Below are 16,863 nucleotides of genomic sequence, written 5' to 3' on the forward strand. Positions count from 1 at the left end.
GAGCGGATATCTCCAGCGGGTCAGCAGAGCTATCAACCAAGACGAGCGCCGTCATATTGATTTTCACGATTAGCGATCTGTCAGGATGGTATGCGCTCCGCGCATGCTCGCTTTACGGTCGCTGTTCCGACGCAGAAATGTTCGGCGGTTTCCCGAATGCTTGCGCCCCGTTCGGCACGCCATGCCTTGATGGCCGCGTAGTCGTGGGATCGAGCGCGCCCCTTATATTTCCCTTCCGCCTTCGCGATCGCGACGCCACGACGCTGCATCTCTGTCCGGTTGCGATAGTCTGCCTCGCCCTGCGCAGCCATGAATGCCAACACGGCATCTCGTGTCGCTTTCTCGATAGGGTCCTGGGCTTTCCCATCGAAGACCATCCCGTTGAGCGTACATTCGACGCGAACGCCGAGCTCCATTAAGCGACGCATCGTCCTGTGCAGCTCGTCATAGCGGCGGCTGATCCGGTCTAGCCAGCGCACGATGAGAACGCCACCATGGCGCAGATCGTGCTCTGCTTTGCGCCACTGCTCCCGCTCGTCCGGGGCGACGTGATACCCGCTCACGCCCTCGTCAATGAAAACATCTTTGTCCTGCACGCCGTGCGACGTGGCGTCCTCGTACTGGCTTGCTGAGGACTGGCCGTCGGTGGTCGAAATCCGGCCGTAGTAGAGCTTGCGCATAATCTGTGTGGATCATTAGAGTATATAGATCAATTATAACATGGCTCAATTTGGCGGTTGATCCTGTTGATCCAAGCGTCCGCCCCCGAGTCGCTGGCTCAATACGGTGTACCCGTGTGATCCAATGCATAGTCGCAATGGCGGTCGCCGCATGGGTCAGCGTTCACCGTCCGAGTACCAAGCAATCGCTTGGGACGTGTGACATAAATTGGCGGGCCGAATTCGCAACTACCGACGTTGGTCCACGATTTTTGCGCGAGCCTTTGAGGGTAGGCCACAACCGAACATCGGGCGTTCATGTACATACTCGGCCGAGCAAGTCGTCGGCCATCGTGGAATTTCGTGCCGCCCCATTTGATATCGCCCTCAACCGGAGTGGACATGTCAATCAAAGTGTTGGCATCACACAGGACTTCTGCGCGAACAGCGGCGAGTCCAGAACACGGTTGCTTCGACATAGACCTTCGATGAAGCCTGGTGTAGATTGCGTGGCTATTCAATGATACGAAGCTTGCCTAATCGACCATGTTTGAGATCACGGGTGACGACATTGCTGCGCTGAACGACGAAGACTTGCGCACGCTGGTGGGCCGTCTTTGTGAAGCGGAACTGCGCCGACGGAACTTGTCTCCGTCGGCGGTGACATGGGGTGGCAATCAAACCGCGAAGGATGGTGGTCTTGACGTTCGGGTGGCGCTTCCACTTGGAACGGCAATCGACGGCTTCATTCCCAAGACAGCCACGGGTTTTCAGGTCAAGAAACCTGATATGCCGCGCGCAGCGATCATCGATGAGATGAGGCCGAAGCCAAGCGGTGTACTGCGCCCTGTAATCATAGAATTGGCTAAGGCATCGGGCGCCTACATTATCGTAAGTGCGACCGGCTCGACGTCGGACTCTGCGCTCACGAGCAGGAAAAAGGGGATGGCAGAAGCGGTGCGGGATATTTCCGACGCTGCGAATATTACCTTGGATTTCTACGACCGCAATCGCGTTGCAACGTGGGTGCGCGATCACACAGCCTTAATCCCGTGGGTCCGCTCAAGGATCGGTAGGTCGATTCCGGGCTGGTTCTCCTATGGCGCTTGGTCCCATCCACCCGAAGACGCGGATCGAGCCTATCTTGTCGATGATGCAGCACGCATCAAAACAGGCGCCAAGAATGAAGAAGACGGACTTTCGGTAACGGACGGAATTAACAGGATTCGAGATGTGCTTCGGACGCCGGGCCATGTGGTACGCCTTGTCGGACTATCGGGCGTCGGCAAGACGCGGCTTGTCGAGGCGCTCTTTGATCCGGAGGTCGGCGTGAACAGTCTCGATCCGGCACTCGCAATCTACACCAATGTCGCTGCAGGACCTGATCCGCAACCTGCTGGCCTAGCTTCTGATTTGATTGCGGCGCGAGCACGCGCGATCTTAGTCATCGACAATTGTGCGCCGGACGTGCATCGGCAGTTGTCGGACATTGCCCGCTCGGCTGATTCAACTGTAAGTGTCGTCACGATCGAATACGACATTCGGGAAGACCAGCCGGAAGGCACGGACGTGTTCGTGTTGGATACGTCATCGCTGACACTGATTGAAAAGCTCGTTTCGAATCGATTTAGCAACCTTTCGCAGATTGATGCACGAACGATTGCTGAGTTTTCGGGCGGTAATGCGCGCATTGCCTTGGCGCTCGCTGGCACCGTCCAGAAGAACGATGCAGTCGCAGGCCTAAGCGATGCGGAGCTATTTCAGCGACTCTTTCATCAGCGCCACGATCACGATGCCTCGCTACTGTCGATTGCGCAAGCATGCTCGCTCTTGTACTCGTTCGAGGGTGAAAAGCTCTCCGGGGAAGGTGCCGAGTTATCAATACTCGGAGACCTTATTGGGAAGTCGGGTGAAGAAGTGTTCGGAGGCGTTGCGGAATTGAAGCGGCGCGATCTGCTACAGGAGCGCGGCCCATGGCGAGCGGTTCTTCCGCATGCTATTGCGAACCGACTAGCTGTCACGGCGCTTCAAAATATTCCCCGCTCGAAGTTGTTGTCGAGACTTGTTGAAAATGCATCGCCGCGAGTCCTCCGGTCATTCTCGCGGCGGCTCGGCTATCTCGATGGTAGCAAGGAGGCGCGGGCCATCGTTCAGAGCTGGCTTGCCTCCGATGGGTTGCTGGCCGATATCCCTAACCTCAACGCGCTCGGCCGAGCAATGCTGGACAACATAGCGCCTGTCATGCCAGAAGGGGTGCTCTTTGCGCTGGAGAATGCTCTCACTGCGGGGAGCGAGGATGTACTCGCGAAGTGCAATCATTTCATTCGTCTGCTGCGTTCGCTTGCCTACGATGAGGCGTACTTTGAGCGAGCCGTTTCGCTTCTCGTGAAGTTTGCTCGCCTTCCAGGCAAGAAGCAGTCGGACGGAGATGCGGCGAATGTTGTTGAATCACTCTTTCATATAGTCTTGTCCGGCACTCACGCGCCGCTTGAATTGCGCCTGAAAGTCGTCGATGGGCTTCTGCGGTCAATCGATGCCGCCGAACAGGACATCGGCGTTAACGCGCTGCGAGCGATGCTTAAGACGGGGCATTTTTCGTCTACGTACGGCTTTGAATTTGGCGCACGCTCGCGCGACTATGGATATCATCCGAGAACAGGCCAGGACGTGCACGACTGGTTTTCGGCAGCATTGAGTTTAGCCGAGCCGTTTGCGCTGTTGGAGACCAGTCTTGGCGAACGGGTGCGCGAAGCCATCGCGGCGGAATTTCGTGGATTGTGGGCCGAGGCGACAGTGGTGGATGAGCTCGATAGGCTCTCCCGCGCAATTGCCGCACATCGGTTTTGGCGCGAAGGCTGGATCGCTGTGCGCCGTACGCGCATCTACGACGGTGCTGGGCTGCCAGCGGAGATACGCACGCGGCTGACCGCATTGGAGGAGTTCCTCCGGCCGAAGGATTTGATCGATAAGGTTCGTGGCGTCGTATTGGGCTCTAACGGCGACAGCGTCGATCTTGACGATCCAAACGATTTTGAGAGTGACCGGTATGCGGAGGCGGCGGCACGCGCAGCAGCCGCGGTCGAACATCTTGGACGGGATGTTGCTGCGGATGTGGAAGCGTTCCGGACACTCCTGCCTGACTTGATTGGGAAGAATAGTCACAACGTCGCTGGTTTCGGTCGCGGCCTAGCGCTTGCTGCGGACAAGCCGAGCGAGGTATGGAGCGCCATGGCCGACCAAGTGGCAATTACGGAGAAACCCAGCGTAGGTCTCCTGTCCGGCTTTCTTGACGCTGTTCAGCGCCGTGATCGTGCGGAGGCGGACGCCATTCTTGACGAGGCACTGGATGATCCGCGGCTCGCTGAGTGGTTCCCTGTTGTTCAAGCCAGTGCCATTATCGACGATAAAGCGCTGGGACGACTGCACCGCGCGCTCCAATATGGTAAGGCACCGATCGAACGGTTTTTTAGCCTAGCGTACGGACGCACTTGCGATGTAATCCCGGGGCCGGCATTGAAACACCTTGTGCTTGCAATCGGAGAGAGGCCGGGTGGCACCGCTGTTGCCGTAGAAATTCTATCCATGCGTCTGCATTCCGACCATAGCGAAAGGAAAACGTCTGTGCCGGAAGTTGCTGAAGCAGGCAGGGAGCTGTTGGCAGCCTACCGGTTTCATCGTGGGAACGGCCGTGCAACAATGGAGGATCACGAACTGGCCGTCGTTGTGCGGGAGGCACTTATCGACGACAAAGGAAAGTCGATTGCGCGGAAATTGTGCCGCGATTTATTGGCTGCAATCGCGAGCTATGAAACAGATATCCACGAGCATAGCGAATTGGTGAGTGCTCTCTTTCAGGTACGCCCAGTAGACGTGCTTGACGAGTTTTTCTCAGGCGATGATAAGTCGAAAACCAGCAGCATCCGACTGTTGCGTGACCTTCCGCGTTTTCATAAGAACCCGATGAATGTAGTGCCGGACGACGTCGTGCTCGGATGGTGCGATATGGACCCAGAAGCCCGCTACCCATTGGTGGCGGCTGTCGCGCTCTTGTTCAAGCGGCCAAATGAGAAGGAGCCGCATGAATGGACAAATTTGACCCGCCAGCTTCTCCTTAGGGCTCCCGATCCAGAGGCGGTACTCAACGAAATTGTTAGTCGCCTACATTCCTCGAGCTATAGCGGATCACTCGCAACTAAACTGGAGTCCCGCCTTACGCTCCTCAATCGGCTTGATTCCAGTGCGGTTCCTGCGCTGGCTGCTCCGCTTAGCAAGGCGAAGGGGGAATTGGAGAAAAGAATCCAAATGGAGCGCCAGCGAGAGACCGAAGAAGGTCGGGCGCTTAGTGGACGTTTTGAGTAGCATGTCGTCGACCACAGCTACCAATTTTCGTCCCGTCGCGCTGATATTCTGCATGCAGAATCTACGGTCGAGTCACGCGGTCGCCAATCGCGCAATGGGGCTCGCCGAATTGCCGAGGCACATTCGGTGCGGCCATTTATGTAGCACGAGGTCGACACCCGCCATCCGCGCGCCGCTGAGCCGCCTGCCTTCGTCTCGGGCTAGTGAGAGGGCGTTAGACGCCAACCTTCCCGGAGTCGACGAACTGGGTGACGATCTCAAGCTTATGATCGATTGGATCGGAGAGTTTGACAAGCGCACGGCGGCGTAGGGATGAGAAGAAACATTTGCTGACTGTGCTTCCAGTCGCCCGGTAAAACTGAAAGGACTTTGTTGGGAAGCAAAATTCCCGATGGTCCTGGCCGCGTCAAACCCGCCCGCCTGAGAGATGGGGGTATGAATTTTTGTCAGACCATATTGTTGTTTTCACGACCAAAGTACATTCTCATGACTTGGCGATGCCGCTAGAATTGCGAAGACATAACGGGGAGCCGTTCCCAAGAGAGCGTGGGCCGCTGCGGGCTTGCAAAAAACAAGAAGTGGACAACGAATGAACATGACCGAAGTGGCTCAGGCGATCCGGGGTGGTCTGATCCAGCAAGACCGACTGCTCAAGACAAGTATCCCGTCGTTGCCAGAGAACGCGCTCGTGCCACGACGGGCCGTAACCTATTCCGAAATCGGTCGTGACTTCAGTGTCACGCTCGACATGGTATCCACGGCAGGCGACATTGAACTCAAAACGCTGATCGCCCAACCGATAACGCTTTGGATTCAGCAGGCGAACAAATCGTATCTGCCGATCAACGGGTACATCCACACAGCTCGCAGACTGGGTGCTGACGGTAGCCTTTCAAGCTATCAATTAGTGTTTGCCTCATGGATGCATTTCCTGAAATTCCGAAGTGATATGCGGTATTGGCAGGACAAGAGTGTCGACGCCATCATTGCGGACGTCTTAAATGCGCATCCGCAGGCCTGGGGCCAGTTTGAGTTCGCCTTGCTGAAGCCGCTGCCTCTGCGCTCGTACTGCCGTCAGAGTGAGACGGACTGGAATTTTGTCCATCGATTGATGGAAGAAGAAGGCTTGTTCGGTTTCTGGCGACAGGACAAGGACGGGACGTCGCATAGGTTTGTCGTGACCGACGACATTTACTCGCTTGATGAGGTCTCGCCCAAACAGGTCGGATTCTCGAGGTCGGGCACAAGTAACGAAACGGACGCTTTTACGCAGTGGGCGGGTTCGCGGACATTGCAGAGCACAGTGCATACGACGCGCACGTTCGACTACAAGGCACCATCGTCCCCCGTCAATCCCAAGGGCACCAGGTTACCGACGATGTCCGGTCAAGGAAATTTGCCGGAGCAGGCAGAAGTCTACGAGTACACCGGCGCCTATACGTATTTGGACCGGAATCGCGGTGAGCATCTCTCGAAGATTCACCTGGAGGAATGGGAGTCGAGAGCGAAGCGATTCCTTGGTATCGGAGGTGTTCGGACTATCGATGCCGGCCGTCGATTCATACTGACGGGCCATCCTGAGCACGATCATGATCAAGCCGGGCAGCGAGAATTCGCTGCGATCAAAGTGCGTCGGTACATTGAGAACAACCTGCCGTTATCGAATCACGAAGCGAACTTTCCGTATAGCTTGCAGAGCGAACTAGCACAGGCGAAGTTCGAACAAACGGGAGAGGTCGTCACTCACGAAGACGGTTCGGCGGGTTTCTATCTGGTCGAGGTCGAGGCGCAGCGCGTGACCGTCCCGTACCGTAGCCCGTTCGAGCACAAGAGACCGGAGATGCATCTGGAGACGGCGATCGTAGTCGGGCCGCAGGGCGAGGAGGTGTACACGGACGCACTGAACCGGGTGAAGGTCATGTTCGTCTGGGACCGGCAGAACTCAGGTAACGCAAATGCTTCGTGCTGGGTGAGAGTCGCGCAGTCAGACACGGGCGGCGGCTACGGAAGCGTGCACATTCCAAGAGTCGGTGAGGAAGTCCTAGTGGGCTACATAGGCGGAGATTGCGATAGGCCTATAGTCCTGCATCGGGTCTATAACGGGAGCGTTCAGCCGCAGTGGCATACCAACGGCATCTTCTCGGGCTTCCGGTCGAAGGAGTATTCGGGAGACGGCTATAACGAAATGGTCCTCGACGATGCGACAGGACAGAATCGAGCCAGACTGTTTAGCAGCACAGGGAACAGCTTGCTTCACCTCGGATATCTGATCGAGCAAAACGGCAACACACGCGGTGCAATTCTTGGTTCAGGCTTTGACTTGAAGACGGACTTGTCTGGTGCCGTACGTGCCGCGCAGGGGCTGTACGTCACTACGTATCAGAAACAGGCAAATAGCCAGCAGCTCGATGTGAGTGAGGCGCAGCAACAACTCACTGGGGCTGAGAGCGCCATTGAGGCTATGTCGCAGGTAAGCCAGCAACACCAAGCGGAAAGTCTCGGTGCTGGCCGCGAGGCGTTGAAGACATTTACCAACGCGACTCAGGGCACTGTACAGGGCTCGCAATCAGGTGGCAGGACCGGAGACGGTGGCAAGGGCAGCGCGAACGCGTTCAAGGCCCCCGTCATGTTACTCGCAAGCCCATCGGGAATTGCGTTATCGACGCCGCAATCGGTGCATATCGCGAGCGATCAGCAAACCAATATCGTCAGCGGGCAGAGTACATTTATCGCCAGTCGAAAGTCGCTGGTGGCTAGCGTTGCGGAGAAGATAAGTCTGTTTGTGCAGAACGCTGGGATGAAACTGTTTGCAGCCAAAGGGAGGGTGGAAATTCAGGCACAGGGGGCCGAGTTGGACATGGCGTCGCAGAAGGACCTCTCAATCAAGAGTGTGGGAGGTAAGGTTGTAATTGCGGCGGCACAGGAAATTGGACTCTATGTGGGTGGCTCGTATATTCGCATCACTTCGTCGGGTATCGAGAACGGTACGGTAGGGCAGATCAGGGAGCGTTGCTCATCCTGGGACGTTGAAGCCGCTGATTCAAAACAGGTACCTATGCCGTCGTTTTCTTCGGGCGAAGTTGCAAACACATATCTCCATTCCCTGTAATTTTATCTGACAGAGTCGCCATGATTATTAGTCCGCCTTTTGTGAATTCAGCTCAGCCTGATAGCGATCCGAACGTCGATCCTGCGCGGGATTCGTTCCCTATGCTGGAGTGTGGTCCTGGAAACGGGGCATTTCCCATCAGTTTTAATCTCGGATGGCACGGTGGAGCGCATTTGGAAGCTCCGGTCGACAGTCAGGGGCACCTACTTCCGGTTAGAGCGATTGCAGACGGGACGATTGTTTTCGTTCGTGCCACGGATACGAAGAACAAACCTGAATTGAACTATGCCGGCGTACGAACTGACGACGGCTGTGTAGTCATTCGGCATGACACGGAGATCGGGGATGGTGAGCAATCAAAGGTTACCTTCTTTTCCGTGTATATGCATCTGCAAAGTGTGGAACCACTGACGGCAGGAAAAAAAGTACACCGCAAGGACAAGCTAGGCTTGCCGGGGATTGTATATGGTCGGCCGGGGCGTATCCACTTCGAAATTGTTTGCGACAGTCAAAACATGACGAAGTTACTCGGACGTGCCCCGGGGCCAATGGGGAGTGCAGGCCGTACCGACGCGATCTATGGAGATATTTGGTTTTTTGTTCCAGTCGGAGCGAATTTATATTCGAACGAGCCACATCCTGCTAAGAGCGATGGTAGCGTTTCAGTAGACGGAGCACCACCCCAGGCCGCAATTTCGCAGACGGCAAGTCCGCTTGCCGTACGGATGCATTATGACAGGGGATGTACCCTGACGACATATCAATGCACCGCCGATGGCAGTTGGGAAGTTTGCGCTGATATGCCGCCAGAACAGGATGCCGAATATGATCTTTATAATCGAGCGCTGCAGTTGAATGGAAAATACTCTCAAGGAACACCTCCGTCAACCAGCGTGATCTTCGAGGTTTTACGTTTCGGGCGATGTATCAATGAACAAGCTAGCGAGAATTTTAACCATTGGCGAAAGGTGAATACTCCTGCCGGTCAGGGATGGATCAACCTATCTGGTCAGGGCGTTCAGGCATATAGTGACGCTGATTTTCCAGAATGGGCGGGATGGAATTTTATTCAAGACGATTCGACGAAAACTAATCTCTGTGACTCGCCAACATTAAAGAAATGGCTACTGGATGCTTCTGGTGAGACGCAAATTGATCATGCTGGAATGGTAGGCGCACTGCAGAACGCAGCTCTCAGAAAACGTCTTGGACAGGTGGCGTGCCGATTTTCTACAGAATGGTCTGCTAGCAATTTGGATGAGCTCTATGGTTGGTTAAAGACTGAACATGAGGCGTTAAGCGCTCCGCTCTCTGATGATGATTTCAAGTTGTTTGAAGGGCATGTGCAGGCTTTGGCATTTTGGGAAAAAATTCAAGGCGAGAAGCCAGCGGCTGATGATTGCTGGCATTGGCCGCCTACAGCATTTATTCGACACTTTATGAAGTGTAAGTGGTTTAGTGAGGATGAGTTTAAGCAAATTTATCCATCTGCTTCTGCGAGTTCGGTCCAGAAATATCGAACAAGCATCAACAAGACTGTGAATAAATATTGCTTGACCACAACCCTCAGGCTGTCGCACTTTTTTGGTCAAGCCTCCGTCGAGTCGGGTCAACTTCGCTGGATGGCCGAGCTTTACAATGGTGATCCATACGAATATTTTAGAAAGTATGAGAAAGCTAAGAACTATGCAGGATGGCTTGGGAACGTAGAGTGGAATGACGGCGGCAAATTCCGAGGTAGAGGTTTCAAGCAGCTAACTGGAAGAGCAAATTATTCTAAATATTTTGTCTATCGAGGTTGGTTGCAAAAATCTTCCTTCGCAGAGGTATGGTGGAACGATGCGCGCTGGTGGGGTTTTACTCCTCCCTATCATTCGGCCCAGCATAAGGATTTGACGCCGATTCAAAATTCAACAACTGTTGCTCAGCTCATTTCGACCTTGAGGCCGCCAGTTATTTCGAATCCTGATATTGTGTCAGATGATGCCTATGTGTCTATTGATACGGCGGGTTTTTTCTGGGCGAAGAATTTGCTGCTTGGTATTGCTGATAGAGATGATGCAATAAATTTGACAAATAAGATCAGAGGGGATCATGCTTCTTCGGCGGCGGATTTTCCCGCCGATGCTCATTTCCCTCAGCGATTGTCGGAGGCGGGAAGAATTAAGGGGATTTTATCTTGAGATCGAAATTTTGGATTTTCGCTATTCTTTTTTTTGCGGGATTGCGCGGGGTTTGGGCTGCAAGTCCATCTGATGTTACTATTTTGGCTAAGTCGGGTAGTGAGTCTTTCACATTTGTTTGCGAAGTCGGTCAGCCTGAAATTAAGGTGTTTGCAGGTGATAAGATCGGCGGGGAGGCAAGTGTATTGATTGATCAGAAGTTGGACGACTCGGACAATTGTGTTGGGGCGGAATGGGTCGTAAATCAACTGGCTGAATCTGATGTCACGCTGGTTATGATAAATCCTGGAAGGTCGGGAACCAATGTGCAGATGAATGTATACGCGCTGCAGGGCGGTAAGGCGACATTTGCGGGATATTTGCCCGTCGGAGCAGATTATGTTGGGAAGGCAGAGTACTTCTATGATTTCGATCAGGTCGACGGATCGTGGAGAAGGGTTTATGAGGTGGTTGATGGGAAAATAATTTTGTATAGAGAAATTCAGCTTATGCAATCTGGGAGCGTGTGTGTTGATAGGGGCGGGATCGTAGGTGCAGATTCTGCGTGTGGCGGCAGGAGATTAAAGGCCAGTGCAAAGAAGCCACTGTGTATAGTATATGAAGGGCACGTTGGGAAAATTTCGCCGACCAAGAATTGTTCGGGATTGACTGGCCGTTCTGGATAATTTCATTGAGATAAGGCTGTGTTATGGATATTTTTTGATTGCCTCAATTGTGATGTTTTTTGGTCGAGGTGTGATGGTATGCTGAACGCTATTCGAATGGGCGATTCGACTGATCACGGTGGTGAGGTTGTTGAGGCGTCACCGATTATGAGGATAAATGGGCGAGGGGTTGCGAGAAAAGGGGATAAAATAAAGTGTCCAATTCACCCAGATGTTAACCCGAATGTGATCGAAGAGGGTGATCCGAATATCAAGGATCACGGTGTTCCGATTGCACGGCAAGGCCATCTTGGCACATGTGGTTGTCGTTTAATTTCAAGCCTTGAATGACATGGCGCGAGGCATGCTACCGTATTTTTGATTACCGTTAAGTGCTTCACGTTGATCCCGTAGTAGATCATCCTGGTGCATGCAATGCTTCATGATCGATGAATGGAAGCCGGAAACGATCGTATCTTAAATATTCGCGAGTACCTTGCAGCTGCAGGATTCACGCTGTCGACTCGTGCGTGGCAGGGTGCGCTTAATCGGTACCGGTTCCGCTGTAAGAACAATCACGTCTCCTCTCAGTCAGGAGCAAGTCTTTGGCGTCTCATCTCTGGGACGCGCGGGCCGCTACGGTGTCGTCAATGTTGGGTTGAGCAGACGATGACTCGAATCCATGAGACTGCTGGCTCGGCTGGAGGCCAATGCCTGAGTAAGCGATATCGTGGAAAAAGCGCGCGCTACCGCTTCGTCTGTGCTGCCGGCCATAAGTTTGAAGCCACTGCCGCTTCAGTCTTGGCCGACCATTGGTGTGCAAAGTGCTCAACCGAACGGCGGGCTGAGCGTCGTCGATATCAAGGCGGGCTGAAACCGATACAGGATCGTGCGCAAGAGCGTGGTGGCGAGTGCTTGTCGACCGTCTACGATGGCCGAATGGCGAAATATAGATTCAGATGCTGTTCGGGACACGAATGGGAGGCCGCGGGCTACGACGTCTTGCGCAAGGCGTGGTGCCAAGAATGCTCTTCCGACCGTAAGCGAATGCCGGACGGACTTGCGAAGCTACAAGAGAAGGCGGCCGAGCACGGCGGCAGATGTCTCGCATCCCGGTATCAACGTATCCAAGCTCGTTACCCATTTCAGTGTGAGCGGGGACACGAGTGGATGGCGTGGGGTACGGAAATCTTGAAGGGGCACTGGTGTCCGACATGTCGTACCGAAGACAGGCAGCGGCAGGGTATCGAATTGATGCGATTGATTGCTGCGGACCGGGGCGGCATCTGCGTATCGGAGCACTATGTCGACAACAACACGAAGCTCGAATGGGAGTGCGCGCGCGGTCATCGATGGTGGGCGAGACCCCGGCAGGTTTCGTCAGCGGGCAACTGGTGCGCTCAATGTCAGTACCTGTCGCAGATCACCCTGGAAAAAACGAGGCGAAAGCGTCGTTATGAGGCAGTTAAGTCGTCGGAACCTTGATTCGGCGTCGCATGAATGAATCTGATGGGACTGGAAAGCGATGTCGAGCCTCGTTTTGGCATTCCAGCGCCTGATTTGAGTAGGTAATAAAGGCGTCAGCCTATATTTCGGGCTGCCAAGTATCCAAGGCAGCCTGTTTTGCTCAAAAAATGAGCGCCGGCGCCCATTTTTCACCCCCGCAACGGTCCCATCCAGCGCGTGCCGCATCACGCAAACATTACAAAATACTTTCGATGCAAAAATTCGGCCCATAGCCCCGCTGCATGGTTGCCCCATGCCACAACCCCTATTCGGGGTGAATCGGGGCCCCTGACGGGGCGGAAAATGGGTTTGAGGGCCATTTCTGGCATCAGCTAAGCATTCGAGACCCGGCCGGACGACACCGAAAAGTAAAAATTGCCGATTCGAGGGCGTTTGATCGGTCCCCTTTATCGATTTTGGTCGGGTTGTGCTACATTTCCCCTGCCGAAGAGTCGCTCTAGCGTGTTTTCGGTCGATTTTTAGCAAAAATCCCTAGTTTTGCCTCTTTGCCTCGCGGTTGCCTGCACGTTTTCCGGCTCGGCCTGGGCATCGCGCCTTCAACGGCCCCCGCGATCCGCTTATCGCACCTCGCCTTCCTGAAACGCCCCTGTATCGCCTCGCGTTTCAGTCTTTTCCATCCTTGAGATTGTTTCCGAACCTCAGTTCGGCGCCTTCACTCGCCTTAATTATTCTGGACACCTATCTATGGATGCGCATCGTCGTGAGCTTTTGTTCCCTCTTGGCTTGATTGTTGCCACACCGGGCGCGCTCGATCTTCTCGACCGAACCGGCACCAACGCCAATGGCCTGCTTCGGCGGCACGGCAGAGGTGATTGGGGTGTCGTCTGCGCGGCCGATGCTCGCTCGAACGATCTCGCGGTGACGCATGGAACGCGTCTGCTGTCTGCGTACGAGCTGGGCGATCGTCGCGAACGGCTGTGGGTCATCACGGAAGCCGATCGCTTGGCGACAACCCTCTTGTTGCCGTTCGAATACTGATCCGATGGAGGCCACCGTGCAGCAACTTCATCCGACTCTTCAGTCCGGCCGACGCCTCACCCTCGCGAATTCGAATGCTCCAGCATTTTCGTTTCAGGGTTGCTGGGACGGCGGCTGCGCGTGGCATGCGACAGCAATGGCGCTTGCCATGCTTGGGTTCTTGTCCGATCCCTTGCATGTGTCGTCGCGTCGTAGCTCCCCGGAAGCGGAATTCTGGCGTCGCGCGCAGCCGTTTTATCTCTCGGGCGTGTCGCTCGAAGAACTGCAAGCGCTGATTCGGGAACTCGACTGGGGATTACGCCCAGCCTGCTTCGAGGGAACGCACACAGATGTTTTCCGGTTCAGCAAACGAGAAGTGATGCGCGGTCGGCCGGTGATCCTGACATTTCGACAGTCACGCCGCGCGACCCTGCATGCCGTGTTGGCCGTCGGCATCGAAGGAAGACGGATCGGCCGGACCTTCGACGGACACACGTTGCTGGTAGTCGACTCTGCCGAAGCGGAACCGGTGCTCGCGGCCTACAACGCGCGGTTGACACGGACAGCAGCCGACCGCGGCAAGTTGGGCGGACACGCCCAGTACGTCACCGGGCTCGATCAGCGAAAAGTCGTGCTAACCGGCGCAATGTCAATCCGGTTATCTGCAACGCCAGCAGACCGGAAAGCGCGGCCGCCGTAGTGCATCAGCGCAACCGTGAGCGTTCGATCTTGGGCGGCTTGGCGGCATTGACTCGACGTGCGTCCTTGTCGTTCACCGTCATCGTCAGCGGCGCGAAAAGCTCCGCGAGCGAAATGCCGAGCGGCCCGCACAACGCCGCCAGCGTCAGCACCGTCGGGTTTGTCACTCCCGACTCGATCGAACTGATCGCGGCTCGACCGACCGACGCCTCATGAGCAAGGTCTTCCTGACTCTTGCCGGCTTTGCGACGGACTTCCTTGAGCCGTTTTCCAACGGCGACGGTAATGGGGTTGCGTTGTTCGGTGGGCGGGACGGGTGTTTTCATGTCCGAGAGAATGCCGCCTCAACGCAACAATTGCCATCGCACAAACCGTACATATTTTGTTATGTTAACCGTACAACATCATCAAGGGCAAACACCCACAACCATCCGGGGATTCAGAAAAATGTCGACACCTACTATCCAGAAGACCACTACAGCAGACGGGATTCAACTCGAGAGATGGCCCGTGCGGCGTTCGATTGGTCACGGGCATGATCATCCGGCTGTCCAGATCGTCGGGGTAGGAGAAACGGGCGGTGGACTGGCTGCCGGCCTGTACTACCGACTCGGCGTCGATGACGGCATCGCGTTCCAGCATGCCTCGGCAACGGACGCTGCATTGTCGGGCGACGCATCGCTAATCGAGGATCACGTGCCGTTCGCAGGGGCGAAAGCAGTGATCGTGATTGCGGCCGCCGGCGAGCCGGATGCGCTGCGGGTTTCGGCGATCGTCAGCGCTGTAGCACGGAGTACCGGCGCGCGAGTTGTTGCATTGTTGGCTCAAGCGCCGCTTCCACCGGGGCCGCTGGTTCGGACAGTCGCGATCGACCTATCACGCAACGCTGACGCGGTCGTGTTCGCTCCCGAATATCCCCACCCTTCCGTGCTGCACTGCCTGGTCGGCGTCTACGTGACGGCAATGCGGGGGACGCAGCCGGATTTGTCGGAATGGAAGATGCCGACCGGAAGTGATTTCCTTGATGTGCGAGAGGCGTTCACCGGGACGACTGGAGCGGTGATTGGTGTCGGCGAAGGACGCGGCCCTGAGCGTATCAAGGAAGCAGCCCGACAGGCGATTCTCGATGTGGGTTCCGCTCGGCTCACGGCGGCTGGCGGCTTACTCGTGATGGTTTCGGGTGCGGAAACCCTCAGGCTCCGGGAGGTTGCGGCGGCGGTCTACGCCATTTGCGAAGCGACCACGGGTGACGCAGGTTCCGTGCTCGCTGCGCACTACGACGATCGGCTCGGCGAGACGGTTCGCATTACCGTAATCGCAGCCGAACGTGACGACTCCGACTGCATGCAATGACGGTGTTTGCACAGGGATGCAGCTACCGCAGAGGACGGCGTCTCGGCTGCGGTGCTTCGCCTCGGTGTTCACCTGTTGGCTTGAGTGCCATTTTCAGCGGCTCGAATAGGTCCGCGAGCGTGATCCCAAGCACGTAGCAGATAGTCGCCAACGTCTCCACCGTGGGATTACCGATGCCCCGTTCGATCGCGCTGACGCGGGTTCGGTCTAGACGAGCTTCGTAGGCCAACTCTTCTTGAGACTTCTCGGCCTCGATCCGGCACGCCTTCACTCGCTTGCCGATAGCGGTTGCCACGGCGTTGCGCCGATCACGGGTTCTCGGTTTGGTACTCATGGCGTACAGCATGCTTTTCTGACGCCTTTAGAACCACGTCTTACAAACCTCTATTAAAAGAATCTTATAAGCAACATGTTTACGATACACTTCGGGCCGCTGGACGGCGGTAGACCGGCATGGACGAAGCGGAACTTCACGAAACAGTCGCCCTGCGTCGCGTTGACAGCAGGCACCAATCCAAAACTGCAAAGGGGCTTTCAATGAATACTTCTGGAGACCAGACGGGCAGCGCCACGACGACTCAAGCCAAAACCGCCTCCCCGATTCGAAGAAGCGCGTTGGGAACAGCGGCTTGGATTATCGTCGCGCTATTTGTCGCCCTCTTGGCGACGGGTGTGTACATGCCTCAACATCCAAGCCACGCGGCTCTCAAATTTCTCTTTCTCTGGTTCGGTGGTGCGTGGCTTGGCTACATCGGTGTGAGGCTGGGTGACGGCGTGCGGAGAATTTTCCGACCGGACATCATCGTGACGAGCGGCGGAATCTCCGATGCGATCTGGACGAGGATGTGCTGGGCGATCGGTCCGCAATGCGTCGGACTGTTCTTGGGGGCGGTCACTGGCACCAGCATTATGGCTAGCTGGATCAGCTGACCCAGGCGGACGAGTCTACTGGAGACTCACACGTGCCGAAGGCAGCGAAGCTGTGTTGCAGCTTCGCTGCCTTCGGCACTTTTCGGCAGTACGGTGCGACTGCGACGGTCAAGGCTGGCAAGCTGACCGTGCACCGTGCACCGTGCACCGTGCACCGTGCGGCGGTGGCAGAGCATTCGGCGCTTGGTTACTGCTGCATCCTTGGTGTGACGGTTGCAGGTGCTGCGGTGGGGTGCGTGCTCATGTGAGCGGGAAAAGTTGCCTCTGCTGCCCGGGTTTACCAGCGGCCCGCACGGGGTCGGTCGAAGCGCGCCATCGGCCAGTCATCGGCGGCGATGGCGAGAGGCAGCTAGCGGCCAAAAGCAGAACTTTTCGGTGACCATGCGAATGGCCGCGTTCTGCGTCACAACGGCTGCTTATCCGCTCGCCGCGGAGGGCCGGAC

The 16,863-nt window shown here is 55.8% G+C and carries 12 protein-coding genes; 9 read left to right on the top strand and 3 right to left on the bottom strand.

Annotated features, from left to right (window positions below; translation table 11 throughout):
- Window positions 1-80: 80 nt before the first annotated feature.
- Window positions 81-680 carry a recombinase family protein gene (locus tag WJ35_RS02640; protein ID WP_060042725.1) on the bottom strand — a complete coding sequence of 200 codons (600 nt, stop codon included), beginning with the start codon at window positions 678-680 and terminating at the stop codon, window positions 81-83.
- 525 nt (window positions 681-1,205) lie between these two features.
- Here WJ35_RS02640 and WJ35_RS02645 point away from each other — a divergent pair.
- The 7 genes from WJ35_RS02645 to WJ35_RS29450 all read left to right on the top strand — a co-directional run bounded on the left by WJ35_RS02645 (window position 1,206) and on the right by WJ35_RS29450 (window position 14,138).
- Window positions 1,206-5,018, top strand: a complete 3,813-nt coding sequence (locus WJ35_RS02645) for a hypothetical protein (protein ID WP_080484209.1) — start codon at window positions 1,206-1,208, stop codon at window positions 5,016-5,018.
- Between the two features lie 589 nt (window positions 5,019-5,607).
- Entirely contained in the window at window positions 5,608-8,127 is a 2,520-nt protein-coding gene (locus WJ35_RS02655; protein WP_080484210.1) for a type VI secretion system Vgr family protein, read from the top strand.
- Between the two features lie 20 nt (window positions 8,128-8,147).
- Window positions 8,148-10,310 carry a M23 family metallopeptidase gene (locus WJ35_RS30980; protein ID WP_155121849.1) on the top strand — a complete coding sequence of 721 codons (2,163 nt, stop codon included), beginning with the start codon at window positions 8,148-8,150 and terminating at the stop codon, window positions 10,308-10,310.
- Window positions 10,307-10,975: a hypothetical protein gene (locus tag WJ35_RS30985; protein WP_155121850.1), complete on the top strand. Its 669-nt coding sequence runs from the start codon at window positions 10,307-10,309 to the stop codon at window positions 10,973-10,975. Before WJ35_RS30980 ends, WJ35_RS30985 begins: the two co-directional genes overlap by 4 nt.
- A 78-nt stretch (window positions 10,976-11,053) precedes the next feature.
- On the top strand, window positions 11,054-11,305 hold the full coding sequence (locus WJ35_RS02660; RefSeq protein WP_060042731.1) for a PAAR domain-containing protein: 252 nt from the start codon (window positions 11,054-11,056) through the stop codon (window positions 11,303-11,305).
- 1,860 nt (window positions 11,306-13,165) lie between these two features.
- Window positions 13,166-13,459 carry a hypothetical protein gene (locus WJ35_RS29445; protein WP_060042733.1) on the top strand — a complete coding sequence of 98 codons (294 nt, stop codon included), beginning with the start codon at window positions 13,166-13,168 and terminating at the stop codon, window positions 13,457-13,459.
- Window positions 13,460-13,475: 16 nt separating this feature from the next.
- Window positions 13,476-14,138 (top strand): hypothetical protein, encoded by a 663-nt coding sequence (locus WJ35_RS29450; protein ID WP_224020070.1) that lies wholly within the window; start codon window positions 13,476-13,478, stop codon window positions 14,136-14,138.
- A 4-nt stretch (window positions 14,139-14,142) separates the two neighbouring features.
- Here the strand turns inward: WJ35_RS29450 and WJ35_RS02675 are convergent, their stop codons facing one another.
- Window positions 14,143-14,463: a helix-turn-helix domain-containing protein gene (locus WJ35_RS02675; protein WP_060042735.1), complete on the bottom strand. Its 321-nt coding sequence runs from the start codon at window positions 14,461-14,463 to the stop codon at window positions 14,143-14,145.
- Window positions 14,464-14,647: 184 nt separating this feature from the next.
- Here WJ35_RS02675 and WJ35_RS02680 point away from each other — a divergent pair, with 184 nt between their 5' ends.
- On the top strand, window positions 14,648-15,490 hold the full coding sequence (locus tag WJ35_RS02680) for a hypothetical protein (RefSeq protein ID WP_060042737.1): 843 nt from the start codon (window positions 14,648-14,650) through the stop codon (window positions 15,488-15,490).
- 22 nt (window positions 15,491-15,512) lie between these two features.
- Here the strand turns inward: WJ35_RS02680 and WJ35_RS02685 are convergent, their stop codons facing one another.
- A complete protein-coding gene (locus WJ35_RS02685) occupies window positions 15,513-15,836 on the bottom strand; it encodes a helix-turn-helix transcriptional regulator (RefSeq protein WP_060042739.1) in 324 nt (107 codons plus the stop codon).
- Between the two features lie 107 nt (window positions 15,837-15,943).
- Between WJ35_RS02685 and WJ35_RS02690 the strand changes: the two genes are divergently transcribed.
- Entirely contained in the window at window positions 15,944-16,420 is a 477-nt protein-coding gene (locus WJ35_RS02690) for a hypothetical protein (protein WP_155121852.1), read from the top strand.
- Window positions 16,421-16,863 lie beyond the last annotated feature (443 nt).

It is taken from the genome of Burkholderia ubonensis (genome assembly GCF_001718695.1).
Taxonomy (GTDB): domain Bacteria; phylum Pseudomonadota; class Gammaproteobacteria; order Burkholderiales; family Burkholderiaceae; genus Burkholderia; species Burkholderia ubonensis_B.